General features: G+C 53.6%; 18 protein-coding genes and 2 pseudogenes. 9 read left to right on the top strand and 11 right to left on the bottom strand.

The features are described 5' to 3' along the window. Nucleotides 1-88: 88 nt before the first annotated feature. Entirely contained in the window at nucleotides 89-3,019 is a 2,931-nt protein-coding gene (locus ACI512_RS17200; RefSeq protein ID WP_074845200.1) for a DEAD/DEAH box helicase, read from the bottom strand. Between the two features lie 158 nt (nucleotides 3,020-3,177). Here ACI512_RS17200 and ACI512_RS17195 point away from each other — a divergent pair, with 158 nt between their 5' ends. Further along, a complete protein-coding gene (locus tag ACI512_RS17195; protein ID WP_231807934.1) occupies nucleotides 3,178-9,126 on the top strand; it encodes an ATP-binding protein in 5,949 nt (1,982 codons plus the stop codon). Between the two features lie 232 nt (nucleotides 9,127-9,358). Here the strand turns inward: ACI512_RS17195 and ACI512_RS17190 are convergent, their stop codons facing one another. Then, complete coding sequence (locus ACI512_RS17190; RefSeq protein ID WP_231807935.1) at nucleotides 9,359-9,640, bottom strand: hypothetical protein; 282 nt, start codon at nucleotides 9,638-9,640, stop codon at nucleotides 9,359-9,361. Between the two features lie 217 nt (nucleotides 9,641-9,857). Here ACI512_RS17190 and ACI512_RS17185 point away from each other — a divergent pair, with 217 nt between their 5' ends. Continuing rightward, the gene (locus ACI512_RS17185; protein WP_231807936.1) at nucleotides 9,858-10,151 is read left to right on the top strand and encodes an aldehyde dehydrogenase family protein; all 294 of its coding nucleotides are present in this window, start codon (nucleotides 9,858-9,860) and stop codon (nucleotides 10,149-10,151) included. A gap of 174 nt (nucleotides 10,152-10,325) precedes the next feature. Here ACI512_RS17185 and ACI512_RS17180 read toward each other — a convergent pair whose 3' ends face one another. Further along, complete coding sequence (locus ACI512_RS17180; protein WP_231807937.1) at nucleotides 10,326-12,041, bottom strand: chemotaxis protein; 1,716 nt, start codon at nucleotides 12,039-12,041, stop codon at nucleotides 10,326-10,328. Next, entirely contained in the window at nucleotides 12,038-13,804 is a 1,767-nt protein-coding gene (locus ACI512_RS17175; RefSeq protein ID WP_231807938.1) for a hypothetical protein, read from the bottom strand. Before ACI512_RS17175 ends, ACI512_RS17180 begins: the two co-directional genes overlap by 4 nt. Before the next feature lie 557 nt (nucleotides 13,805-14,361). Between ACI512_RS17175 and ACI512_RS17170 the strand changes: the two genes are divergently transcribed. Further along, nucleotides 14,362-14,652, top strand: a complete 291-nt coding sequence (locus tag ACI512_RS17170; protein WP_198727773.1) for a type II toxin-antitoxin system ParD family antitoxin — start codon at nucleotides 14,362-14,364, stop codon at nucleotides 14,650-14,652. 2 nt (nucleotides 14,653-14,654) lie between these two features. Continuing rightward, on the top strand, nucleotides 14,655-15,011 hold the full coding sequence (locus ACI512_RS17165; RefSeq protein WP_231807939.1) for a type II toxin-antitoxin system RelE/ParE family toxin: 357 nt from the start codon (nucleotides 14,655-14,657) through the stop codon (nucleotides 15,009-15,011). 692 nt (nucleotides 15,012-15,703) lie between these two features. On the opposite strand, the pseudogene ACI512_RS17160 reads toward ACI512_RS17165, so the two are convergent. Continuing rightward, nucleotides 15,704-16,269: pseudogene (locus tag ACI512_RS17160) on the bottom strand (IS5/IS1182 family transposase); the annotation flags it as partial. Between the two features lie 399 nt (nucleotides 16,270-16,668). Between ACI512_RS17160 and ACI512_RS17155 the strand changes: the two are divergent. The 5 genes from ACI512_RS17155 (at nucleotide 16,669) to kefC (ending at nucleotide 20,859) form a co-directional block, all read left to right on the top strand. Beyond that, nucleotides 16,669-17,001 carry a carboxymuconolactone decarboxylase family protein gene (locus tag ACI512_RS17155; protein WP_029290796.1) on the top strand — a complete coding sequence of 111 codons (333 nt, stop codon included), beginning with the start codon at nucleotides 16,669-16,671 and terminating at the stop codon, nucleotides 16,999-17,001. A gap of 45 nt (nucleotides 17,002-17,046) precedes the next feature. Next, complete coding sequence (locus tag ACI512_RS17150; RefSeq protein WP_029290793.1) at nucleotides 17,047-18,153, top strand: alkene reductase; 1,107 nt, start codon at nucleotides 17,047-17,049, stop codon at nucleotides 18,151-18,153. Nucleotides 18,154-18,183: 30 nt separating this feature from the next. Then, on the top strand, nucleotides 18,184-18,402 hold the full coding sequence (locus ACI512_RS17145) for a 4-oxalocrotonate tautomerase family protein (RefSeq protein ID WP_029290791.1): 219 nt from the start codon (nucleotides 18,184-18,186) through the stop codon (nucleotides 18,400-18,402). Nucleotides 18,403-18,510: 108 nt separating this feature from the next. Next, nucleotides 18,511-19,032, top strand: a complete 522-nt coding sequence (gene kefF, locus ACI512_RS17140) for a glutathione-regulated potassium-efflux system oxidoreductase KefF (protein ID WP_029290789.1) — start codon at nucleotides 18,511-18,513, stop codon at nucleotides 19,030-19,032. Further along, nucleotides 19,033-20,859: a glutathione-regulated potassium-efflux system protein KefC gene (gene kefC, locus ACI512_RS17135; protein WP_191956328.1), complete on the top strand. Its 1,827-nt coding sequence runs from the start codon at nucleotides 19,033-19,035 to the stop codon at nucleotides 20,857-20,859. A gap of 29 nt (nucleotides 20,860-20,888) precedes the next feature. Here the strand turns inward: kefC and ACI512_RS17130 are convergent, their stop codons facing one another. From ACI512_RS17130 to ACI512_RS17105, 6 genes and pseudogenes are all read right to left on the bottom strand, one after another. Further along, on the bottom strand, nucleotides 20,889-21,218 hold the full coding sequence (locus ACI512_RS17130; protein WP_029290787.1) for a co-chaperone YbbN: 330 nt from the start codon (nucleotides 21,216-21,218) through the stop codon (nucleotides 20,889-20,891). Nucleotides 21,219-21,282: 64 nt separating this feature from the next. Continuing rightward, entirely contained in the window at nucleotides 21,283-21,981 is a 699-nt protein-coding gene (locus tag ACI512_RS17125) for a DsbA family oxidoreductase (protein ID WP_029290786.1), read from the bottom strand. Between the two features lie 6 nt (nucleotides 21,982-21,987). After that, nucleotides 21,988-22,575 (bottom strand): annotated as a pseudogene (locus ACI512_RS17120) (TetR/AcrR family transcriptional regulator); the annotation flags it as partial. 93 nt (nucleotides 22,576-22,668) lie between these two features. Continuing rightward, on the bottom strand, nucleotides 22,669-23,442 hold the full coding sequence (locus tag ACI512_RS17115) for an SDR family NAD(P)-dependent oxidoreductase (RefSeq protein ID WP_029290782.1): 774 nt from the start codon (nucleotides 23,440-23,442) through the stop codon (nucleotides 22,669-22,671). Between the two features lie 72 nt (nucleotides 23,443-23,514). Then, a complete protein-coding gene (locus ACI512_RS17110) occupies nucleotides 23,515-24,069 on the bottom strand; it encodes an OsmC family protein (protein ID WP_029290780.1) in 555 nt (184 codons plus the stop codon). 702 nt (nucleotides 24,070-24,771) lie between these two features. After that, nucleotides 24,772-25,332: a TetR/AcrR family transcriptional regulator gene (locus ACI512_RS17105; RefSeq protein ID WP_029290777.1), complete on the bottom strand. Its 561-nt coding sequence runs from the start codon at nucleotides 25,330-25,332 to the stop codon at nucleotides 24,772-24,774. Nucleotides 25,333-25,588: the final 256 nt, after the last annotated feature.

The raw sequence follows: 25,588 nt of genomic DNA, 5'->3' as shown, positions 1-25,588 counted from the left end.
AAAATTCTTTGATCAATGAATACCTTCCCGCCCTATCTCCAGATTCACCTGGCCAAGAAGCCGGAGGCGATATGGTCCCCCCCTTCTGTTATGCACTGGTTACGACCCGGACATCTGAACCAGATACGTTCTTAATGTAGGAGTAACTGGTGCCGAGGACAGCGAGCTGATCAGCGGAGATTTTCGCTGCCGAAATGGCAGGCTGTACGATCACGAATCTGAAAATCATCTCGTGGTCGTGGCACTTGTTGCGAAGCAGCTCCAAATCTATTGGGTCACCCTTGAGGATTCTGTCGAACCCTTTCGGCAGCGATTGCTGGTACCGCCCCATCAATCGATTGAAGAATTTTTCCTCGGTGTGCAGCCACTTCACCGATCGTGACGCCTGGCCGCAGACCTCGTAGACATCGTTCACGCGAGCACCAGGCCGATCTTTTTGGGGGCAATACTTGCAGTGGTAAAGGTCGACAAAGATTGCGTCTTTGCTTTCTTTGATTGCCACCAAATCCGCAATCTCACCTGCGCCATCATCGTTGAAAATGAATGCATAGTCGTCCTCGATTCGGCTGTAGGTGAACCCTTGGACGGTGTCCATGTTACGAGTTGCCCTCATGGACTCGCTGTGGATCTGGGTGGTCCCCCAGTCCCAAGCCTCAATCAGCGCTATAGGAAGCTTCAAGTCCAAACTATTGGGTGTGTAGAACCGGTAATTACCCTCGACCATTGATCCGTCTACGGCTAGCAGGACCAAAGGGTTCGCATCCAGGTACTGCTCAAACGAGCTCTCTTCAGCGAAAATGATCTTCACCTCAGGGCAGGAGACTTTGTAGCTGTCGTTCAGTAACCGTATCGTGATGTCAGGCAACAGACGCTCCGTGCCATCTACTGCGATGGCGATGAGGGGCACTTCTAATGTCAGGTCATCGCTTCGCCGAGGTTTGCCAAGCTCGACATCAAGCAGGTTGAAAATCTCACCGTTGAACGCTAGCGAAATTTTCTGCTCGTTTTCGATCGCAATGGACTCAGGCCAATCAGCATAGAAGAGTCCAGTTGGCCAGGCTCCCTCAATCTTCTCCGAGCGAATCACATCCTTGAGCACTTCAGAAGGATTGATCGTGGCATTGTTGAGTTTCTGTGAGGCGCGCTTGCACCACTCAATCCAGTAAATGATGCTGGAAGAGTTCATCTCCCAGATCTTCCCTTTGTGAGAGCAGCCAACGGTGGTGCGCTGTCCATCTTCATAGCCCGTTGCGAAGATGTTGGACTTTTTCGCCGTGCCGTTCTCGATTTCACTGATGACGGTATTGATGTCCCGCCCGACGTGCATCGTGAATCTCAGATCCTTGCGTGTCCTGGACAGCCCCACGTTCTGCAGCTTCATGAGCTTGATGTCGTGCAGGGTTCGGAAGGTAGGCTCACCGTTGATTCGCCTGGCATCCTTTGCAATCAAATTCAAAAAACGCGTCGCTTGCGACTCATCACCAGAGGAGTGAATGAAGAGCGTCTTGTCGGGCGCGTGGTAGTACGCCAGGTACAGAATCCAGTTCGTGTCCACAATCGCCGAGGTCTGAGCCCATCCGACGGGTGTTTCTCGTCGCGTCACCATGATGACGGTGTCTGAATCGTCGTTGATAGAAATGAACTGCAGCGGTTCTTTCTTCTGCGAGAAGTGATTCGCTTTCTCTGGCCGCCACTGGTCTCGCTCCACATGGTAGGCGATCGCACTGATCTTGGGGTTGGGGTTCAACCCGAAGATGTCCTCGGAGTCGGCATCATCCGGGAACTGTTCGGTGAACGTCTCCTTTTCGATTTCGCGGGCGATCTTGTCTTGGCTCACGTCTCGAATCACGGCGCTCCAGTCGGCACTTTCCTTGTAAAGCACTGCCATCTGGTAATCGACTTTCTGGTTAGCAATGTTTGAGACGAATTTGGCATCACCTAGCGTGTCATCAACCCGTGTTAGACGACCGATGAACTGTAAGGTGACGGCCGGACTGCGATGCTGGTCGTGAATAGCCGCGATTTTCAGCTCTGGCAGGTCGAAGCCTTCGCCTAGCATATCCACGCAGACGATGATCTTGTATTTCTTCTCGACAATTTCACCCAGCAGCTTGACCCGATTCGGCACCTTGCTGTGGATGAGAATGGGTGAGAGGTCTTCATGCTTTTTGTAGAGTTCAAACAGGGCTTCAGCACGTTTTTGCGATCGTGCACGTACCATCAGTAGGTGGTTAAAGCCTTGCTCTCGATCGCCTCGCAACAACTCTACCGCCTTATCAGCAACCACTTGGTCAGCCAACTCGAGGTTGTATTCGCGCACTGGGTGAAATTCGATCGACTTGAAGTAGCCATCGATCTGCGCATCCTTCAACGGGTAGTTGTAGATAATCTTGCCTTCAAGGGGCTGATTGTCCTCCCTGAAAGGCGTAGCAGTGAACTGCAGGCATGGCTTCTCTTTGAACGCGGTTTTCACCCGCCCCCATGTCATGGCGGCCACATGATGGGTTTCATCGATGATCAGGTGGCTGCAGAGCTCAGCCAAGGCTTGGAGGGACTCTGTGTCGAACCGCTGCAATGCTTGCGGGGTAGCGACAATTACATTCGCCTCCGCAAGCTGTTGCACATCTTCAGCCGACATTCCTGAACCGATCGCCCTCACCACAGGGTTAAGTGCTGTGGCAGAAACAGCACCGATCTCCCGAAGCTTTTTCAGTCCGAGGCATTTTTCGACAAGCTGGGAGCGCAAGGCATCTGACGGGACGAGCACCAATGTCCTTGCCAACCGCCCTGCGATAAGCAGACCAAGCATGGTATCGGTCTTGCCGGTACCCGTTGGCATCACGATCGTTGCGGTCGTGGCCGGAGACATCACTAGGTAGCCCAGTGAAGCGTATAGGGCGGCAAGCTGAGGCTTACGCAAGCCTGGCGTATTGGTTTCCCGGACTGCCAGGTTGAAGTTGAAGAGGTGTTGCTGCCAGCTTTGATAAACGTCTAAGTACTTCCCTGTAGCATCGGACATTGCATTCACCAAATTGAATGTAAAAATCAGCGCTGATCATTCAGTGGCCACATGCTATCAGTGAACATCATCTCAGGTGTACCCTGAAAAGCAGAGTTCCGCAGCGGGCTAGATAAGGTGTGCCAACCCCAATTCGATACGGACAGTCGCGAGGCAACATGACGGATTCAACATCAACCATGCCCCCCGGTGAGGGCGAACGTAATGCACAGCGTGGTTTCGTTCAACAGTACCGATCTGGCGCAGCTGCGATCTACGATGCACTAGATAAGGACCAATTGATTTGGATCGGCTTAGCTGATCGCAGCGCAGGCATTGCGGATGACCTAGTACTCGGTCTACCGGGAAAGGTCGTGGGCCACCAGTTCAAAACCTCCACCTTCGCCAAGGCCTTCCAGATAGAGGCGTTGCTGCTTGGCGCAGAAGGAATGTTGCTCAAACTAGTGAAGGCTTGGGCGAACCTACATGATTCACACGCAGAAGCCCGTACGGAAATTCGTTTCGTAACCAACGATATCCCATCACAAGCTAACAACGATCACCTGCTCGCCGACAAAGATGACCACAGTGCCGCCTTTTTACAGGAGTTTGAGCTATATCATCACCGCACCCTAGCGGAATGGAGAGATACGCGCTGGCAACCTTTTATTGACAGGCTATCTGCAGCTTCTGGCCTCTCCGATGCAAACTTCGAAGCCTTCATGCACTCAGTACACTTCCTCACTGGATCGGCCTCTGACTTCATCTTGACCCATCGCCTGCGACCTGAAGTACATCCGCTAGTCGAGCAAATTGCCGAAAAGCTCCCTTCCCTGGTGGCTGATAAGCGCGACAAAGATCGGTGGAGCCGCGCTGAACTGCTCGCAGAGCTCGGCTGGTCAGACCGGTTCAAGGTACACCGTGCACACCAATTCCCGATCGGGGAACATGTACAACGTAATCGTGTGACCGAACAACAAATCCTCACTAGCATTCATCAGCACTCCCATGGCTACCTGGCGCTAATCGGTCCGCCGGGCACAGGGAAGTCAACACTTCTCCAATCCACCTTGAGTGCCGGTCCAACCTTGCAGCTGGTGCGATATCTCGCCTATATGCCAGGAGAAGGCCAAGGTATCGGTCGAGCGGAGGCAGAGGACTTCCTCGACGATCTCAGCACCCAACTGAGACAAATTGGCTTGCAAGGTCGCCGAGTGCGCAACAGCAATCTCCAGGAGAAGCAGCAAGAATTCGAGTACTTGCTTCATCAAGCTGGCACTCGCTTCAGTGATCATGGCATTCGTACGTTGATCATCGTTGACGGGCTTGATCATATCCCTAGAGAAGAGCAGCCGTCCCGCTCCCTGCTGGCGGAGCTACCGCTGCCTGAAGCCTTGCCACAAGGAGTGCTCATCCTCCTCGGCACTCAGCGACTTGAACTAAAGGGGCTCAAACCTCAGGTTCGACTACAAGCTGGACAAGTTGATCGCGCCACTGCGATCGCTCCTTTATCAGAAGATTCAATCACGCAGCTCGCACTAGAACTTGGTCTGGATGAATCAATTCCCCGCTCAAGCGTCTATGCGCTCTGCCAAGGGCATCCGCTGGTTGCGCGGTACTTAATAGAGGCCCTACGCCAAGCGGAACCAGCCACACAGGAAGCGTTGTTGAATGGGGCGTTCACGTTTGAAGGTAATATCGAGCGGGTCTACCAGTCTGCATGGAGGGAGATCGTAGACGATCCCGATGCCCGAAAGGTCATTGACTTCATAGCGCACGCAGAGGGCCCTATCCCGCCAGAACTATTGGCCATGGCCACATCTGAACATGCGGTAGAGACCGCACTGAGGGCCACTAGCCACTTGTTAAGCCAGACGACGCATGGCTGGAGCGTATTCCATAACAGCTTCCGCCTATTCGTTCTGGAACGACCATCGCTCCGTTTTGGAAAGCCCAACCTAGACTATAGGCCTGCTATCTATCGCCGATTGGCTGAGCTCACTCACGCAGCCGAACCGAACAATCCCCAACGCTGGCTTGAACTAAGATACTTGGCACGTGCGGAGCGACATCGACAAGTGCTCGCACTGGCACAGCCATCTCGCTTTAGAGATCAACTCGCCGACGCACGCCCGGCAACTGACATCCATGCAGACATCCGCTTGGCCTTGATCTGTGCCAAGCACGAACCCGATGTATCCGCTGTGTTTCGTCTGCTCCTTGCCCGAGACGAAATAGGGCGACGCGCCTCGGCGATAGAAGATGCTCCCGCGATCATGGATGCACTGCTCGCATTGGGCGACATTGACGGGGTTCGAACGATGGCCGAGGGTCGTATCGGCGACCATTACAAGGCAATTGATGCACTTCTGGCCAATGATGACTTCGATGGGGCGAGAGCAATCTTCGACGGTATTGACCCATTCTCCCAGGACTCACAGCCGATTCCTCACCACTCAGAACTACCCCATTGGTCACAGCGTGTCTTCCACTTTCGAGATCCTGAGCAGATAGAAACTTGCTTGGCACGTCTAGTTGCTAAGGACAACGGAGACGGATTAGATGCTGACGAGGTCTCTTCACTTCGATGCAGCATTGCTCGTGCGGCCATACTGGCCAACCCCGACAGTGACCCTCTGCAGGTCGCGAAGGAACTGGGTATTGATGAGGAGGACCTGCCATATTTACTCATCGAAGCCGCTGAACGCGCATACGCTCGAGAACAACTCGACAATGCCCGTGCGCTAATACAGAGTGCTCATGAGCACCCTGCCTTCGCCACCATTGCTAACGGTACACGCAGGCAACTCGCGTCACTATGCCTTCAGGTTGGCAACAGAGAACTCGCCGGCAATATATTCCAAGACTTGAAGCCACCATCCGTCGCTATGATGGACGACGCCATAGGTCTCGAGAACGCCCAACACATCATCCACGCAGCGATTCAACACGCCACCTTGGCCGCAGCACTAAGGCAGCCAATTCCTGCAACAGTAGCGTCGAAGAACCGCTTACTCCGCCCCCTCCAGCACCATGCCAGTACAATTGGCACCTTGCTGGGGCGCGTGCAGTCTGGCCTAGAGACCGCGCCGGGGGAGGTCAGTCAGGCTGCCAAAGGAATGCTCAGCTTTCTTGTAAACGCCAGCCCGAGGGAAGGAAGCGAGTTCTACTCAGCACACCAGCTACGCGACCTTGATCCTGTGCTTAGCAGGATGATGATCCAAATTGCATCAATGAGTGGCGAACAAGAATTCACTGCCGTAGTTGGCTTATTTGATGCGTCGTTCACTGATCGAATGGCTAATAACAAGCTAAACATTCCCTCCCGCATAGCCGTCATTGAAGAAGCGTATCGCAGCGACGGGAATGCAACAGCGGCCTTTGGCAGGCTTGAGGAACTACTCGGCAGGATGCATGGCAACACCCCGCAGGAACACATCGATCTGATTGCAAGCATAGCGAAGGTATTCGCCGAAATTGGCAACCCCAAGCGCGCTCGCGAACTGCTGGTACAGCTGCACTCCAACACACTTGGATATGCGCTGCCAGCGAAGAAGGATCCGCAGTACTCACTGTGGGGAGATCTGCTTGAGAGCTCAAACAGCCAAGACCCGACCGGCAGTGGCGAACGCATTCTATTGGTGCTGAAGCAACTTTCAGGCATGGCCCTCACGGAGGGCGACGGTGCAGCTCACCGCTTGGCGCCGCGAGTGGTAGTCGAAGCCGCAATTCACAGTTCGGCGCTCGGATACAAAGCAGTAAGACTACTCACTTCCAAAGGATTACTGAGTTGGGATTGTGCCATCAATGCGCTAATGATTGGCGTGGTACGTCGACGCCCAGAACTGGCTTCAGCCTGCTCTGTCACGTGGCGCTTCCTGGCACTTCCATTCTACTCAGAGCCTTTTTATAGCGAAGGGCAAACAGGCCAGCTTGTCCTCAAATCCGTGACCGCCGTTTCTCTTGAAGAGCTCAACACAGTCATTGATGTACTGCGTGATGGCATTGAGATCCACAGTACAACCAGTGCCCGCACTAGGCTACTTGAATGCCTGGCGACAGGACTGTCGCAAAGGGGTCTCAGCAATGAACGTGTCGACGATGCATTGCGCAGGTGGCGATCGGAGACACCCACCCCTGAGGACAGAGGCACGCCTGGCGAGTACGATGAAATTGCTTCACTAAGTCTGCTCGGAGAAGAACTCAGCAGCACTACGCAACCGAGCTATGACGCGGTGTCTGCATTCTCTCGCCTGCTGGGCACTGCAACACTGGCGGAAGCGGCAGCTTTCTTCGATCGCTGGCCAACCATCCAACGCGACTACCGTGCTCGCTATACCTTGATTGATCGAGCGATTGCAGAAGATGATAGAACGCTTGCAAGAGATCTGATCAATAGCAGGCAGGTCGATGAGGACGAGCGATCTGGCTGGAGCTATTGGCAAGGCGCAGCCAAGCTGAAGTACTTCAAGGCTCTCGTAACTCTGGACGGTCCCGAGGTACATCAGGCCGCGTACCTGGACTTGGTCGATGAGCTTGTGACATCTCCAGGCAGCTCCTCTCCTATTTTGTTTGATACCAAGGATGTCTTCTCAACGATCTGCGCAGAACCTGACTGGGTTGCTATGTGGGAGATCTTGGCTGAGCAACTTGCGGCGACCAGAGAACACGCAATCGCTGAATTCGAGCTGCCAGAGGACGCGCCTGAGGATGACTCGGATCTGATTGCCAGACTTTTTCTCTGGGCATTTGAGCTTTCTGCAATTGAATTAACACAACTCGCACGTGCCGGCGCCCTGCAACTGACGACGGTACATCTGGGCCGAGAATCGTTCACCCGCCTGGTGCACAACCTTCTCAATGGTGATTCGGATGAACCAGCAGAAGCTCTCCAGCTGCTTTTCCGCGACCAAGAAGCCAGCGCCGTCGATTGGGTCGAACGAGTTCTACCACTAGCAAACGCTAAAGACTATGTCGTAGCTTCTTTTGCCGGCTCTCTGCTTGATCGCTGGGGGTGCGACTGGGCGATCTCGGCGCAGGAGTTGCCGTTCCACTACCGCTTGCAGATGGCTACAAGCGGAAAGGTGAGCTCCGCATCTCGTCTCACCAACCCATCATCTGGTGCGATGCTCGTGAACGATCCATTGGGCTGGACCGAGCTTTTCCCAACCCAGGTCAGGGGCCTAGCACGCACAGGAATTCCGGAGACAACCATTCGATATCGCTGCGCATCCCTTATTGATTCTTGGGGTGGACTAGAGAGCTTTGGTCAAAGCGAGACTAAGCGAAGGCTATCTGAGCTTGAACGGCTAGACCTGCGAATTATGTATTCTAAGCCACATATTGCAGCGACCCTCAGGGCGCTTCGTCATGTCGCCGGGGAATTTCGTCTTTCAGGGTTGCTAGAAGGGCGAGCCATTCCGCAGTTGCTGTATGGAATGAACTATCAAGTCGAACTTCCTCCGCTCAAGGGCCCGATGGCGCGGCCAGCCTTCATTCCCCGACCAACCGTACACCGTGATGCTGGCTTGCAGTCGGGAGAGGCCAAATGGCTGGATGAGATTGAGGTGGATCTCTCGCCGCTAATCGATGACGGGGACTCCGTTATCGCAGAAATCACTCATTTTTATTGGCGTCTTATCAGACAAAATCTTGAGATGACACGTGCCCGCGCCCCGTTCTATGTCGACGACGCACATTGGGCAAGCACAGGGCGAGCCCTTTCCCCAGCATTGTGGATTGATGGCGTGTGCGCTCTAGATGAACCATCTGAGAGCATTGTCCGCCGCCTCTCCATCAGCGATATCCCAACTTATCCTGATGATGTGCTGGTATTGTGCCCTGGATGGCTGCACCACCTGGAATGGCAGCATGATCCGGACAACTGGATGCACTACCTCGACAGGAACGGTGTCTGCGTCGCACGACTTATCTGGTGGCGTGATGGTGCCCCTCAAGACGTAAATCAAGATCAGTTCTGGGGCGAAGGTGTCGCCCTCGTAGTAACACGCGAGGGACGAATCGCGTTGGAGGGTGTTGCCGGCCCTCTGAACATTGGTGTCCACTCACGTAGATCGGCAGATGGTGCAAAACCCACTGAGCGTCGCGTGAGCCGAGTTGAACAGTAATATTCAACATTCAGCTAGCGTAATCACCCTCAAGGCGCCCTAATCAGGCGCCTTTTCACGAGGGGGTCTATCAACAATGATTGGCACCCAGCTCAGGTCCCACCACTCCTCTTCGCGAAAATCAGTCACTGCTGTTTTCTGCCGCCCTAGAGCGCTATCCAACCACCTCAGTTGATGGCCGAGCAAAACATCTTCCATGAGTGGAGGTGTGTAGCGACTGGAGAAGGACAGCTTAAGAAAATACGCTGACCTTACGAAAGGAACACCAAGCGTCCAGGTTAGTAAGCTCGGAGATCATCCGGTACTCGTTGGGCGCAAGCGTGACCTTGTAGACCGGGATGTCGATTTCACTGCAGATCTTCAAAATCTGGAGTGCATCAGGATCCGAGATCCTAGCCCCAAGATGGACGGCCTTCAAGGGCGCAGCAACATTGAAGCCTTTGACCTCAATATCGTCGTCTGGAACCACTAAACGCCACTCTCGCTCGTACTGCCAATCGGCAGCCTTGCACAACGAGGCGGCAACTCCATAAAGCTCGTTGCAGTTTTTCTCCCGGCGTTGGGCTCTGAGAATGTGCGTGACCTCGAACAGTTGATTTGTGTATGCGACGGGCCATAGCGTGAGGGTCGGAAACCGAACAGGTTGGGAAGTGGGTAGATGCGGCCGTATCCGCAGGGGCGACATTGTCAGCGGAGGTCAGGCACTCCGCAACAACTGCTAAGAGCCGACTGTGCTGCTCAACCCGCCTATTGAGTTAGACGTGATGCAAAAGGAGGTTTTTGGACCCTTAATCGCTGTCTATGCCTTCGAGCAATTGGATGAGGCCATTGAATTGGCCAACGCCCTGCCCTTTGCACTCCAAGCCGTAGTGTTTACACAAAGTCTGGACGCGGCCATGCGCTGCTACCAACGCATCGATGCCACCGCGGTTATAGTCAAGGAAAACATCTTGTCCGGGTTGATTAGATGCCATTTGCCGGCGCGCTGGTCTGGGCATGGCGTTGGCGGCATCCCTCACACATGAAAGAAATGCAGACCGAGAAAATAATGGTCTGGCGCTCGAAAGTGATGGAGTGATCGATCAAGTAGCCTACTAGGCTCCTGCCCCCCTCGGCCCCGACAGGTCGAGGGATGTCACACCAGAACAAAACTGGCGTTTCAGCGAGCAGGCACACATCTGCACAATCTCCAGATGGTGTTAATGATTCTGCACACTCGCCGTCCTCATTTGCATCAGGACGGGCATCCACAAGTGAGGAGGAAGCGGCAATCTATGGTGCCGGCAGGCCATGACTAGCACTGGCCAATGCCCCAGATTGATGGCTGACAAGCTTGCAAACACGTCACCTTTCTTGCACTCGGCCTGGAGCATTTCCATGGCCTGCTCGCCATCAGGGGTGAACGGAATTTCGGTGAGCGCCCAACCATGTGTAGGTGGCCCGATGTAAAGCATGGATTCAGAATCTTGCCCAGGAACCCATGTTTGCAGGTTGCAATGAACGAGCTCACTCTTCACGAATGCCGTCACCACCTGCGTAAATTCCGACGTGCCAGACGCTGAACCCCAAACGCACAGCAAGGGAAGTAACGTACTACCTTGGGTGTGCCGTTTCCTGTATTCCTGTGTTTGCTCTTTGGGATGCTCGATCAGCTCCCAATACGCACCATAGATGGTGGGGTACCGACCGTGATAGCGATAGGTGAAGACGAAATTGTCCATGAGAAAATCGCAATAGTCGAGTGCGACCGACTGCCACTCCTCAAACATTGAAAGGAAGACGAGCGCGACACTGATGTCAATAGACTGAGCATCTGCGATAGGACTGAGCAGAGAGGGATTGTTGCTTATAAGGTCGCTGATCTGTGATGCCAGCTTGCGGGCATCGTCGTGGCCCCGACGGCCAACGACATCAGGAGTGTTTTCGCCGCCTCCTTCTTTCCAGAGCATCCAAAGGCCGCGTTGAGCCAGGCGCCCCAACATTTCGAATAGCTTGAGATTGACGTCTACGGGTGTGCTAGTGCTCACCGCCGTAGAAATAGCGTGCCTAACCCCTACGTAAGGAAGCACCTTTTTACCGTAGAGCTCGTCCCAGATGAAGAAATGTAGTTCAACCAACGCTTCGAATGTAGTGCCAAGGTCTTTCGCGCCTTTCTCGTTTTGTCCAATGTGAGCCCTAATGGCATGCCATGCATGCAGGATTGCAAGCTCGCTGGCTCGGTATGGCGCTTCGAGGTTGTCCGCATCCCTAGCCCAGACGAATAGCACCCACAGACAGATGTAAATACGTCGTAGGTTTGAGAGCTTGGTTTCAGCAGACAAACTGTCGGCCCCAAGCATGCCTCTGATCAGACTTGAGAAGTGGTGGAAAGCAATGTCAGGCTCATCCAGCATCGCAATAGACTTCTGAAAGCTTCCACGAAGTTCCTTGCTTACGAGCTGCTGACCTAAAATGCCTTCCATGAGCAAGCCCGCGATGTAGTCACCGTTCCATTCCTGAAACGAAATGCGCTCTGTCGTTTTCATTGCAGTGAACTGAGCGACGTTGACGCGCAGAGCCTCATGGATTTCTCCACCGAAGCACATACAGATAACGATTTTCAGAGACTTGAACTGATCCGGGATCGAGGTATTGCAGTAAACCTCGATGATCTCTTCAATTGATGGCTTGAGGCTCTGCTCACCGGAGTTCCACTCAGCCCGGGTCAGATCGCCCTTCTTGATTGAAAATAAAAAAACCTTGGCTTCCCCCTGGTCTTGACCGATGGCCATGACATCGACGCCGTATTGTCGAGAGCCTATCGTTGGTCGAGAGATCACATTGAATCCGAGCTCGCTCAGAAGATCTGGAAGCACTACGTCCAGTTCCTTTCGCTCTCGTAGCGATTCGAGATACTGCCTGAATACCAGCTTCACCGAGTACGCTCCTCGTAACGGTACGCCATTAGTCGCTGTCGCAGCCCCTGCGGGTCGAGAAACTCCTCTCTCGCCAGCCTGTACTGATAAGACACACTGGTCATGGGGTGTTCTGCACGGGCTAGATTTCCCAGCGCTTGCGTTGAGGTAGCGCTGAGTTCTCTCTGTTGGTGCCAGGTCACCATCCCGTTACCGTAAAGCACTAGGCGCTGTATTCCACCGAGGTCAGCCATGAGCGAATCCTTCCAGGAATCGCGCATTGCACGCGCTGTAACCTCTGCATGACGCTCTGATTCCAATTGAACTTCGCGCTCCGAAGGTTTGAGCTCAGGTAGCATCTTTATGTTCTGTAGACCGTCGAGATACCCCTTCAATTGGCTAACCGCTGCCTGTGCTGTCCAGTTCGCAGGATCGGACGGGTCTGCTGCGATCGCATCAAAATGACTTTCTGCGAGACTTGGATAGTTCAAAAATACTGGGTCGAAAATCAGTGCGGCCAGATCAATGCTCCGCTGCCCGGCAGTAGAGCGTGCCAGCGACGCCAAAAAGCTTGCCAAGGTGCCGGGCTGATAGAAGAAAGTGGCCACCGCCTTGCGTGCGATGAATCCTGTTTCCCAATCATCGAGGACGACCGGGCTAAAATCAGTGGAGAAGAGATGATCCTCGCCCGCTTCAAACAGGCTCTCTTTGAGCTCGCGGCAAAGTCGAAAATCTCCTTCACGCAACCATGAGATCACCCACTGGTCTAGCACTTCCTGCGGAGCTTTCCTTAGTGACTGAAGCAAAATTTGGAAATGCCCTAACTGCTGAGGTTCTGTAGGCCTGAGTATCAAGGTCTCTAGGATCGTACGTGCTCTTTCTGCCCCGCCACGTTTCAAGCTATTGCTCAACGCAATGTCTAGCACCCCGATCGTTTCAGGCTTCAGAGGCGCGTCCAAGATGCGGCCATAAAGATACTCAACGATGTGCAGGCCCTGTGCTGGCAAATTGAACGCAAGCGCATAGGCTGCCGTGTGGGCGATCTGAGCGGAGACAGGAACGCAGGCCGACCTGATAAGTTGCTCGATCTCTGACTGAGGCGCTTCGTTGCCGATGGGCAACCACGACAAGCCAGCTTTTAAAATCGCCGAGCGTAAGGCCTCATTATCAGTCCCCTGTAACGTTTCAATCATGGTGCCAACAACGACAGTCCAAAGCTCCCCATTTTTAAACGAGCAACTGCAGAGCGCCTGTATTGACGCCATCCGCTGCGTTTCGTTATCGCCCTTCAAGTGCTCCAGCGCACATTTGGTGAATCGAGCTTCGTCAACTGCAAGCCCGCAACGAATCGCAATGGCAAGCGTCTGGTATCTGTCTGCTGCTCTTGGATGCTGGTGAGTTAGGTCAAACAGTTCAACAGGCCTGGATGGTGCTGAACGGCACCACTCTGTCAGAGCGGTGGATGTCGCGTAAGAATTCAGTTCATTGCCGTAAATCGTATCAAACGCTCTCAGGATGTGTAGAGCTGGGACGTTGAGCTTACCCAGAACCCGCTCAAAAATTTGTATTCCATGGACGCGGCTGTAACCCGAGTAATTTTGCACGAGAGCCTCATCAAGAGGTGCGAGCAAGTCAACCCTGCCATCGTTATGCATCTGCGCCAGCAACTGGGCAAACGTTTCTTGCTCATTAAAGTCGCAGCGAAAGCGGTCAGAGAAGATTATGTCTGGCAGCGTTTCAGTCTGGCCCAATCTGGCGATTTCATCGGTTGTCGGTATAGCCATCCCGGCACTCCCTGGCGATGTAAGTCCTGGCGTATGAGTGTGCACTCGCGACACATATTAATCGAATGATGACTTTCTGGCCGCTCTTTACAAAATGCTTTTAGCAACGATGGCACGCGCCCTCTGTGGGGCACACAACAGTGGTTGCAGGTTGTTTTGCGCCATGGAAAATTCGCATACGAATCGGAGATGGTACGTGCGAAATGCGGCTGCTGGCGAACAACCAGCGGTCCGGAGCGACCGGCCTCATGGTAAATAAAAACCGGGTGAGTACAAATCTGACTGCCAGTTGACCGCAATAGCCTTTAGCATTGCATTACTGGCGTGCAAACGTGCGAAAGTGGTGTCCCACAGATCGGTCAATGCAATCGTTGATTTCCACGGCCGTCCAGCCCTTCCAGGCAGGCAGCGCCGCGATCACTTTGAACCTTGCTGATTGGCGCCGAGTCAGCCATCACCTGATCGCCGGATGTCGGCCCTAAGCTATTCTCCCGAGCGAAAATGGCATAATATGCCAACAATCAAAAGTACCTGTTTGCATGGAACTGGAGCTAGTTATGGCGACGCGAAACGTTGTGCTCACCCCTCACCAGGACCAGGTTATCCATGACCTGGTGCAGTCCGGCCGTTATCAGAATGCCAGCGAAGTGATGCGAGAGGGTTTGCGTTTATTGGAGCAGCGCATCGCCGAAGACACCGCCAAAATTGAGGCACTGCGTCAGGCGACCTCGATCGGCATCATGGATCTTGAGCACGGGCGCTTTACTCAGGTGAACGAAGGGAATCTGGAGGACTACCTCGAGGGCTTAAGCCTGGAGGCGACCCTCCCCGCGAGAGAGAAACATTAAGCATGCCGCAGTATCGGATTTCCAACGCCGCGCGCGCCGACATTGTCGACATCCTCAGGCTCTCCCAGACGCAGTTCGGCGATCAAGCACGGCAGCGCTACCAGGCGCTGATACTAACGGCGCTGCAAGCTCTTGCCAGCAGGCCTTATTGCATTGGCAGCCACGACCGCGATGAGCTTGCAGCGGGCCTTCGCAGCTATCACCTCACCTATTCACGCCAGCAGGCCAAACACCCCTATGGGACGGTCAAAAGCCCACGCCATATCGTGTTCTATCGTGTGGCAAATGACGCCCTGATCGAGGTCGTCCGACTCCTTCATGACGCCATGGAAGTGCAGTTGCACTTGCCGAACGACTGATCAACGACCGGGCCCAACAGTTTAACCGGCCATGAACAGCAAAGGTAGGCGCCCCCTCTACATCGCAACCTGAGCCCCTCCCCCGCTGCCAGCCGATTCGGCGGCCAATTGAAGCACGATGCTCTGGCCCCGACCGGACTATCGAGATCCACGACAAGAAACACGATGTTCAATTTTGCCCACCGCTTTCAATGCTGAACAACCGCTTCATAGGCGTTTTCCGTGCCTAGGCGCCTCGCATTACGCTGCAACTGCCGATGGACACGCGGATCAATGCCCCTCGCATCCAGAGCCCTGGCGACATCACGCAGAGCACGAGCATCTCTGGAGTCAATTTCAGGATAGGTGCAGAGAGAAAGACCCGACAACACCACTTAAGGATATCGACTCATTACCCATATCCTCTTCCGGACGAGCAAGGGTTTGCCAGATACGGGTTGCTAATCCAGTATACGGAGGCGCACTGAATACCAGCCAAAGCCACCCAAGTCCGTGTCAGAAATCGCCATTCGTGATCGCTCGAACACTACGCGCAATTGGGGGCATAACTGGGGGCATAATTCGTTTTTTTCAGGCTGTAACTACCGCGATAGAGCCAAGTCAAAATGTTTTTTGGCTTGCCTGAGAGTCTCTAACCCTCTCTGGACGGTCGAATTGGTTGTTTGATCACTTCGAAGCAATAAACGGGCGCAGCGATTCGACGTGCATCGCGGTTTCATTGCGCAGCCCCTGCATTTCGAACTCCAGTAATGGTGCAGCGTCAGGCCTTTTTCAACGTTGGTATAACGCCAAATCAGTGCTTCTGCGTCCGGGTAAATATATTCTTTTTTTGCCGCGTCATAGATGAAGGCATCGTTATTGAAACACCCATCCGCTTTGGCTCCAGAGGTCATCTGGATTGGGCACATAGGCATTGATGCCTGCATCGTGACAAGCAAGAATCTCCTCGCTTTTCAAGTAACCTCGATCAGCCACTACCGACAGAAATTTTTCTGAAGCTACAACCTCGCGGGCCTGCATGGCCATCGAGCTGAGTAGATCGCAGTCGGGACCGACGTTAGTGACCTCATGTGCAACGATCAAATGGTGTTGGGTATCGACGGCTGTCTGGATCGGTCAGTGAAACCTGTGTGACCGGAGAGTCGTTGAGCTGGACTTCGTGCGCCCGAAGCTCCTTAATTTGAGTTTCGAGCTTGCCGATTTTCTCTTCCAGCCGCACGGCACTTGGCTCAGGGGCTGTCGATTCTTGCAGATCAGCATACCTTCATCTGTTGCGCCTCAAGTGCTCGCGTAGCTAGCAGGTGGGCTGCTGCCGGATGGGATGTTTTCTAAAAGCAAAGACTTAGAGTCTTAGCTCCCTTGGAAGCTGGGAGCGCGGTAGCAAATCAATAAGCAGTCGCACCGCGAATCAACCAAACGCCTCAGCTACCTTCATGTAGGCCTGTACTTCAGAAAACATACATGAGCATGAGAGTTGATACAGCCGCTCTTCCAACGTGCCGCTCGCAACCTCTTTCATAAAACAAACAATAAACCGTTTATTCGATTGCGTTGATAGTGAAAATCACCACAGAACCGTTGAAAACCTACCAACTGGATGGTAGCTTTGTTTAGTGTTTTAAATCACTACAAACAACGCCATCCCTGTGAGAATCCCATGCAAGATTGGAAGCAAACCCGCAAAGACATCAATACTCGTTTGGTAGAGCTCAACGGCCTGTCGCCGGAAACGATGAAAGGCATGGCCGCACTCGGCGCCGCCGGTGGGAAAACCAACCATCTGGACGCCAAGACTCGCGAGCTCATCTCCCTTGCAGTGGCCGTGACGACCCGCTGCGACGGCTGCATTGCCTTCCACGCAGCAGAAGCCAAGAAGCTCGGTGTAACCAGCGAAGAGGTAGCTGAAGCCTTAGGCGTAGCCATCAACATGAATGCTGGTGCTGCGATGGTTTACAGCACCCACGTACTCGACGCGTTCGATAAGTCCTAACTCAAACGCCGATTTTCTTCCCCTTCAACGACGTCGAGATTAACCATGAATAAGCTGTTCACTCCTTACGATCTGGCCGGTATTTCTTTGAAAAACCGCGTTGTCATGGCCCCTATGACTCGCACACGAACCTTGAACAACATTCCCAATGAGTCCAACGCGCTGTACTACGCGCAACGTGCTTCTGCAGGTTTGCTGATCACCGAAGGTCTGCCGATTTCCGATGAGGCTCGCGGCTATCTGTACACCCCTGGCATTTACGAAGATGTGCACTTACCAGGCTGGCGCAAAGTGACTGACGCGGTGCACGCCAAGGGCGGGAAGATTTTTGCGCAGCTCTGGCACGTAGGCCGTATGTCCCACACCTCGGTACACGGCATGGTGCCAGTCTCCTCGGGCACGGTGCCTGCGGTGGACACCACGGTGTATGCCTGGATCGAGCCAGGCAAATCTGGCCCTGTACAGCCCAGCTCTCCACGTGCGCTGGAAACTGCAGAAGTGAAACGCGTCATCGCTGACTTCGTGAAGTCCGCACGGATGGCCATGGACGCCGGCTTTGACGGTATCGAAATCATGGCAGCCAACGGCTTCCTGTTCGACCAATTCCTGAGCAGCGCCCTAAACACTCGGACAGACCAGTACGGTGGCTCCATTGCCAACCGTCAGCGCTTCCTTCTGGAAACCATTGACGCGATTGCTGCTGAAATCGGCGGATCTAAGATCGGTGTGCGCTTCTCTCCTTTTGGTCGCCTCTACGACTTCGGTGTGTACGAAGGCGAAGAAGAAACCTGGATGAGCATGGCAGCTGCCCTCAACGAAAGAGAGCTGGCATTTGTTCACCTGAACTACCAACCGACCATCCTCGCCGCGCAAACGCCACCAGGTTTCGGCGCTGCATTCCGTGAAGCGTACAAGGGCACCTTGATGGCTGCGGGCGGCTTCACCAAAGAGATCGCAGAGTCTGAGCTGGTTAAAGGCGAGCTAGATCTGATTGCTTTTGGCACAGCCTACATTGCCAACCCTGATTTGGTAGAGCGTATGCAGAACGATTGGCCATTGGCCGAGGGTGATCGCGCGACCTACTACGGCGTAAGCGGTTCGATTGATAAGGGCTACACCGACTATCCGGAATACGCAGCCGCCAAAGCCTGATATTCCTTCACAAACATTTAGGAGAACACCATGCCACTCGTAACTATCAAAGGGATTGAAGGCGTTTTTTCCGACGAACAAAAGGCTGAAGTGATTCGCAAAGTGACTGACGCTATGGTGTCGGTTGAAGGCGAAAATATGCGCGCCCTCACGTGGGTCATCTTCGAAGAGGTGAAAAGTGGAGACTGGGGTATTGGTGGCAAACCTGTGACCGCGCAGGAAGTATTGAAGCTGCAAGCCGGTCAGTAAGGCTTCTCCTTCAGGTCATTAGCTCCCTGTTCGTTGAGTGCGGTTATGCTCAACGAACAGGGAGCTTTTTCCGTTCTTAAAGAACGCCAGGTTTGTGGGGACTACTCCGTGATTCTGATCATCTACGCCCATCCTTACCCTGATAAATCTAACGTCAACATGTTGATGCTCAAGCTGGCAGCCAACAATCCCGATGTCGCAATCCGTTCGCTGTACGACATGTACCCCGATTTCAATATCGACGTTGAAGCTGAGCAGAGGGCGGTGGAACAGGCAGATCTCCTCGTTCTGCAACACCCTCTGTACTGGTATAGCTACCCACCTCTCTTGAAGCTGTGGATCGATAAGGTTTTCACACAGGGCTGGGCCTACGGCGCGGGCGCTACTGCCTTGAAAAACAAAAAAATGCTGTGGGCCGTGACTACTGGCGGAGAGCATGATCATTTTGAAGGCGGCGACCACCCAGGTTTTGCGGTGCTGTCCCAGCCCATTCAGGCGACGGCGAATTACTGCGGGATGCGTTGGTTGAGTCCAGTCGCAGTCCATGGTGCTTACAGAGCAGATCAAACCGCATTGCTTAAACAGATCCGGAATTATGGCGAGCGCCTGACGTCATGGAGGGAAGATTGAATGGACACTCACAGTCTGATTGAAATGCTTATCTACCTGGGCTCGGCTGCCTTGATAGTCCCAATTGCCGTCCGGTTAGGGCTCGGCCCGGTTTTAGGCTACCTGATAGCCGGCTGCCTGATCGGCCCATGGGGTTTAAAGCTTGTGACCGATGTCGAGTCCATCCTGCACTTTGCTGAAATTGGCGTGGTGTTGATGCTGTTCATCATTGGTCTCGAGCTCGACCCCAAGCGTCTTTGGGCTATGCGCCGCATGGTTTTCGGCGGCGGCGCTTTACAGATGCTGGCATGCGGTGCGGCCATCGCAGTTTTCTGCGCTGCACTTGGGTTGAATTGGACGGCTGCGCTGTTGGTCGGGCTGACGTTGAGCCTGTCTTCGACTGCTATCGCCATGCAGGCCATGAACGAACGAAATATGACCTCGACCGCTGTGGGTCGCAGCAGCTTTGCCGTGTTGCTTTTCCAGGACATCGCAGCCATTCCCTTAGTAGCAATGATCCCACTGCTGGCCGCAAATGGTGGTACGCCTTCCGGTGCAGAGTTGGCCCTGTCCATTGCCAAAATCGTAGGTGCAATTGTCGCAGTGGTTCTCTTGGGTCAGTACGTCTCTCGGCCCGTCCTTCGCTTTGTAGCGCGCTCAGGCCTGAGAGAAATCTTTAGTGCCGTCGCACTGTTCCTGGTGTTTGGGTTCGGCCTCTTGTTGGAAGAGGCCGGCTTATCCATGGCCATGGGCGCGTTCTTAGCCGGCGTTCTCTTGGCCAGCTCGGAGTATCGCCATGCTCTGGAAAGCGATATAGAACCCTTCAAAGGCCTGTTGTTGGGTCTGTTCTTTATCGGTGTAGGGATGTCGATTGACTTCGGCACGCTGATCGATTCGCCGCTGAAAGTCATCACACTGACCTTGGGCTTCATCCTGATCAAGCTGCTCGTGATCAAGCTCTTGGGGCGCTTCCTGAATGTCCCAAGTGACCAGCGTTCATGGCAGGCGGTATTCCTTGGACAAGGCAGTGAGTTTGCCTTCGTAGTATTTGGCGCAGCGACCGTCGCCGGCATCCTGGTCGACCCTTGGGGTAAGAGCCTGACGCTAGCGGTGGCGTTGTCCATGTGCGTGACGCCTTTGTTGATCCTTTTACTCAATCACCTGGAGTCGTCGAGCAAACAGGGCAGTAATGAAGCTGACACCATTGATCAGAGCAATCCTCGGGTCATCATTGCTGGCTTCGGTCGATTCGGTCAGATCGCTGGGCGTCTGTTGATGTCCTGTGGTTTTGAGGTAGTGGTCTTGGATCATGATCCAGACCATATCGAGACGCTGCGTAAGTTCGGGGTCAAGGTGTTCTATGGGGATGCCACCCGCCTCGATTTACTGCACGCTGCGGGTGCTGCCCAAGCCGTGGTGCTGATCAACGCCATCGATAATCAAGACGATAACCTGGCACTGACCAAGTTGGCCCAGGAGCATTTTCCATCCCTAAAACTGGTGGTGCGCGCTCGAGATATGGGGCACATCATTACCCTACGTCAGATGGGTGTGGAAGAAGTCGAGCGAGAGACATTTGAAAGCGCATTGTCCCTGGGGCGCAGGGCTTTGGAGCAACTCGGGATAGGACGCTACGAAGCTCGTGAGCGTGCGGATCGATTCCGTCGCCTTAACTTGGAAATGCTAGAAGAGATGGCCGCTCAGCCCGAGGACGATACCGAATTCAAGTACGACGCTTACAAACGAGCCAACGCTTTACTAACGGAAATATTCAATGAAGATCGCGCTCATCCAATTGACGCAGGCCCAGGAAAGGTGAGCCTTCCACGCAGCGAGTCAGATAGCTGACTGACTTACCGGTCGAGGAGGATGCTTGTTTAGCTAGCGTCCTCCAGCTCAGTGACGATTGCTTTTTTCAAGGCTGAAACTGATTTAGACCCGGCGAAGACTTTCAACAATCGGCCTTCGTGGAACACTGCCAAGGACGGCACAGTACGAATGCCATACATCTGCGCAATCGTCGGTGATACCGCAATATCAATTTTTCCAAACACTGCCAGAGCATGGAGCTTTGCTTCCAAGTCCACGAAGACTGGCTTCATCTCTTTACAAGGTTTGCACCAAGATGCTGAGAACAGTACGACACTGCTGCCTTTGGCAACAAAGCGGGCAAATTGGGGAGCGCTCAACTCAACGATACGGCTCATTTGGGTCTCACGTGTTGTGTTAAGGAAAAGGGGGCACCTTGTGAGTGCCACGTTCCGTTGCCGATCAAACTTTGCAGCCATCGACGCCGCAGACTTGGCCTATCAATGAGCTATCGTCGACTTTCGCGCTTTCTACCATTTGATTGAGCGCGTCAAGAAAAGCAGCTTCAGGTTGTGCACCGGAAACAGAGAATTCTTCGTTGAAGACAAAGAGAGGCACGCCAGAACCCAACTGGGCGGCGAAATGCTCATCCGCTTCCATCTCTACGCGCAGTTCTACGGATGACCACGCCAATTGAATTGCCGCATCCGACACACCTGCATCTTTCGCAATCACCGCCAAGCTGGCGCGATCAAAAAGTGACTTACCGTGGCTGGTGCTTTTTTCGTACAGCGCTTCCACAAGGCGCTTTTTCACTGCCCCGTCTTCAACCGCTTTCACCAAGACATGAGCATCAGCAGTATCGCCGAACATCATAGTGTCGAAGCGGTAATCCAGCCCGTCGGCCTGGCCATATTTACTCACAGTGTTCATCATCGCTGCTGCGGAATCTGGGTTGCCGAGCTTACGTTTCAGTGCTGCGACCATCGGTTCAGGGGCGTGATTTGCAGCCAGTCGATAGGCCCGAACGTTGACCTGTACATCGTCTTTCTGCGGGAAGTTTTCGAGCGCTTTTTCAAAACGACGCTTGGCAATCCAGCACCAAGGACACACATAATCAGACCAGATATCGACTACATATTTTTTCGAAGGGGTTTGCATAATTTGTCCTGCACGGAGAAGTGAAGATTGCATTGCGGCTATTTCAAGCAGATGGTTAAAGCCAGCCAACGGGTCGGCTGAGCGACCCAGTGTCCAATCAATGAGGCTTGCTCCCTCCAGCATGCTCAGCAGCATGAAAGCGAAGTGCTCAACAGATGTTCCCAGCAACCAGCTGTGCTGCCGGACTGCGTCATTGAGGGTGCTTTGGAGCCAGGTGAGCTGCGAATTGAAGAAGTCCCTTGTGAGGCCTTGGAGCGACAAAGGCAACGCAGCCATTTCTGCCGCCAAGGCGCCGCATAACGGCAGCAGCCCCTCATTCGCGCTTATCACGAAAAGTCGGGAAAAAGCCTGTAAGCGCTGCTGTGGCTCGGGATGCATGATCTCGATTGACACCAACGTCTCGTTGAACCGAGCGATGTAGTCGTTGATAAGCTCCGCGCCTAAGCACTCCTTGGTAGGAAAGTGATGGTGAATACTGGCTTTTCTAATACCGACTTTCGCTGCGAGATCCGCGTAACTGAACGCTGAGTAACCCTTTGAGCGCATCTGGGTTTCCGCGTAGCTCAGCAGCGCGGCTTTTGTCGTGATAGACATTTGAAACTCCTACAGCCAGCACCCTTGTCACCGAAACAGCCTGCTGGAAAGCGCCCCGTTGAGAGGCGCTACACAGCGCGCTTGCCTCGGTGTTTAGGCACGTACCGCCATCACCCCTGCATCAACGTCCCAGATAGCACCGGTCACCCAGGAGGTTTTATCGGAGAGTAAGAAGAGGATGGTGTTAGCGACGTCTTCAGGAACACCGACTCGACCCAGTGGGTGGAAATCGTTCAGCGACTTCATTGCATCCGGGATCGCCTCCTTGTCCATGAAGCCTTCGTAGATCGAGGTGTGAACGATGCCAGGCGAAACGGCATTGACTCGGATACCTGAGTGAGCCAATTCAATTGCCAGGTTTCGAGTGACTGCGTGCAGGCCCGCCTTGGCCATCGAATAAGCAGTTGCTGGAGAGCCGGCCAGCGCAGCTTGCGCGCCAATCGAACCGACGTTGACAATGGAGCCTTCGCGCTTGGCAGCAAGCATATTTTTGACCACTGCCTGCGTGATAAAGAATGTGGCGCGGTTCAGATCCAGGTACATGTCGTAGTCAGCCTCATCGTGCTCGATGAAAGGCTTCGGAATGAATATGCCTGCAGAGTTCACCATAAAGCCGATGTCACTGTGGTTGGCATTGATTTCGCTGCGTACATGATTCATCCCTTCCTCGGTCATGAGGTTGGCAACGATCACTGATACGTTCCCCAGCGGACTCAGCTCGGCGCGCACAGCATCGGCTTTATCCTGTTTACTGCCGGTGAGAACCACGCTGCCACCCGCCTTTAAAAACTGGCGCGCTGTTTCCAGACCCATGCCGCTCGTGCCGCCGACGACCAACAGTTTTTTGCCTTTAAAAAAATCGTCCATTACAGACTCCGGTATCAGATAAGTGAGAGGTGGTCAGCGGCCAGGTGCCGTGCTGACCTGTGACCAGGACAGTTAGCCTTCGATGACTTCGAGCTTAGGGAGCATGCGGATGGCTTTAGAGAAGTTGGCGTAGTTGACCGAAGTCTTGAGCACCACGTTGTGCAGCTCCTCAACACGCTCACGCGAAGCATCTGTGTGCAGGCGAATCACGACACTCACCTCGTCGTAGCCTGGGTTAACGCTTTCGTCGATCCCCAGGAAGCCACGCAGGTCGAGAGTGCCGTCGGTCTCAATTTCCAGGCTGTGAATCTTGATGCCCATCATTGCGGCATTGGCGGCATAGCCGACCGACATGCAGGCGTTTAGAGCAGCCATCAGCAGCTCCTGAGGGTTGGGCGCGGTGTTCTCGCCCAGCAATTCATTCGGCTCATCGGCTGCAATTTCAAAATCGCGGGAATAGGTCTCACCGGCCAAGCTGTAACGGCTGACTTTGGCTACAGAACGGGTCTGACCCTTCCAAGCGGTTTTAACGTTGAAGCTTGCGTGGCGCTTGGTCGCATCACCAGCAACGCCTTCGGCGAAATTCTGGAGTGCGGCGACATCGATACCATTCAGGTTGCTGCTCATGTGGACGTTCCTCTTCAGATAAGCCGGACGATTAGACCGGAAGAGAAACAAGCCTACCAAGTAGTTGGTTGGCTTACAAGAGAGGTGACGATACCAATAGTTTTGAAAAGCTAGGCTGCATAGAGGAATTGGGAATATTGATGACAACACAGTGAGTGTCGTGACCAACAGAGTCACTTCGAAAGCGACGCCATGAAACGATCTTTCACACCTCTATGCATCGGGTGAAATTTGTGTGATCGTACGAATTGATGGCATAAGGCCGTCACCACATGGATAAAAATCAGGGAGGTTTTATGGCTGCTTATGCACCAGGGCACGTGTTGGGGCGAGATGGAGGTTCGTTTCAAGAAGTCACTTTGAACGCAGCCAAGAGCGCGGTCGTCGCTAAGCATGGACGGTACTGTACAATTCGCGATCACGAAAAAGCGCCGCCTACAAGCAAGCCTTCGCGTCATTGGCTGCAAATCTACCGCACACCAGATAATACCGAGTGATCTATTCGGTGGATTTTAGTCTGCACTAATTGATACAAGCGTAGATCGGCACGCGGCCCTGAATCAAATAACTCAAGGCCGCCTGCTCTTGGCAGGCGACCAAATCGAGAAGCTTTTGAAAGATGTACTAAAGATACAGCGATGAAAGATGCCCCCTGGAAAGGGAATGCAGCGATAGAGTCGATAAGTGTGCTTGCTAGAGTTTTCAGTGACGAAGGGTAGATAAAATCAAATCAAATCCCGAAGATTTCTCGTAATCATCGCTCATCGCCCAAGAAACAAAGCTCGCACCTTCCAAAGTATTCAATATGAACCTTGAAACTCTGATTACATCCAGGTCGGCTTTAAGCTCTCCTCGATCTTGACCCTGCTTAATGTTTGCTTGGAGCCAAGTGAGATGGATCTCAAAGAAATCCTTTGTCATTTCTTTGAGGCTTTCAGGCAGGGCCAGAAGCTCTGCGGCGAGGGCTCCACAGAGTGGGAGCATCCCGTTTAGACTGCTGTGTGCGAACATCAAGGCGAACGCATTCAGCCGGTCGACAACACTGACGTGTTCATCATTGATAGCGTCCAGCTGCTTTTTAAACCGGAACAGGTAGCTCTCGACGATGGCAATTGCCAAGCCTTCCTTGGTCGGGAAGTGATGGTGAATACTCGCTTTTTTAATGCCGATGTCGTCCGCAAGGTCGGCATAGCTGAAGGCCGCATAGCCTTTCGTGCGCAGCAGAACCTCGGCGCTGGTCAAAAGGTCTGAACGTGTACTCATGATCGTGTATCCAAATTTATCATCTAGACATCATAAATTAGTCACACCTCATAAGACAGCGTTCGCCTTGCAAAGTACTGAGCTGCCTATACTTTGTGCCTCCTGCGGAATGCTTCTTCCATCTTGAGGCCTGTACGGAAACGCGGCATAGGACAAACGTCCGCGGCGCGTTCAAACGATCGGTGAGAACGCCGGACACATCAAGCAGGGCTTGTCCAGGCTGAGGCCTCAAGGCCCACACGAATCAAACGGCCCT

This window comes from Pseudomonas petroselini, assembly GCF_045037875.1.
Lineage (GTDB): Bacteria > Pseudomonadota > Gammaproteobacteria > Pseudomonadales > Pseudomonadaceae > Aquipseudomonas > Aquipseudomonas petroselini.
Note: the sequence above shows the minus strand (reverse complement) of the source record. Positions and strands in the feature narration are given on the sequence as shown.

What these genes read in the sequence shown, in the direction of transcription:
- ACI512_RS17170 (WP_198727773.1), top strand. Translation starts at nt 14,362, where the DNA reads ATGGCGACGCGAAACGTTGTGCTCACCCCTCACCAGGACCAGGTTATC.
- ACI512_RS17145 (WP_029290791.1), top strand. Translation starts at nt 18,184, where the DNA reads ATGCCACTCGTAACTATCAAAGGGATTGAAGGCGTTTTTTCCGACGAA.
- ACI512_RS17195 (WP_231807934.1), top strand. Translation starts at nt 3,178, where the DNA reads ATGACGGATTCAACATCAACCATGCCCCCCGGTGAGGGCGAACGTAAT.
- ACI512_RS17200 (WP_074845200.1), bottom strand. Translation starts at nt 3,019, where the DNA reads ATGTCCGATGCTACAGGGAAGTACTTAGACGTTTATCAAAGCTGGCAG.
- ACI512_RS17175 (WP_231807938.1), bottom strand. Translation starts at nt 13,804, where the DNA reads ATGGCTATACCGACAACCGATGAAATCGCCAGATTGGGCCAGACTGAA.
- ACI512_RS17110 (WP_029290780.1), bottom strand. Translation starts at nt 24,069, where the DNA reads ATGAGCAGCAACCTGAATGGTATCGATGTCGCCGCACTCCAGAATTTC.
- ACI512_RS17115 (WP_029290782.1), bottom strand. Translation starts at nt 23,442, where the DNA reads ATGGACGATTTTTTTAAAGGCAAAAAACTGTTGGTCGTCGGCGGCACG.
- ACI512_RS17125 (WP_029290786.1), bottom strand. Translation starts at nt 21,981, where the DNA reads ATGCAAACCCCTTCGAAAAAATATGTAGTCGATATCTGGTCTGATTAT.
- ACI512_RS17165 (WP_231807939.1), top strand. Translation starts at nt 14,655, where the DNA reads ATGCCGCAGTATCGGATTTCCAACGCCGCGCGCGCCGACATTGTCGAC.
- kefC (WP_191956328.1), top strand. Translation starts at nt 19,033, where the DNA reads ATGGACACTCACAGTCTGATTGAAATGCTTATCTACCTGGGCTCGGCT.
- ACI512_RS17130 (WP_029290787.1), bottom strand. Translation starts at nt 21,218, where the DNA reads ATGAGCCGTATCGTTGAGTTGAGCGCTCCCCAATTTGCCCGCTTTGTT.
- ACI512_RS17105 (WP_029290777.1), bottom strand. Translation starts at nt 25,332, where the DNA reads ATGAGTACACGTTCAGACCTTTTGACCAGCGCCGAGGTTCTGCTGCGC.
- ACI512_RS17155 (WP_029290796.1), top strand. Translation starts at nt 16,669, where the DNA reads ATGCAAGATTGGAAGCAAACCCGCAAAGACATCAATACTCGTTTGGTA.
- ACI512_RS17150 (WP_029290793.1), top strand. Translation starts at nt 17,047, where the DNA reads ATGAATAAGCTGTTCACTCCTTACGATCTGGCCGGTATTTCTTTGAAA.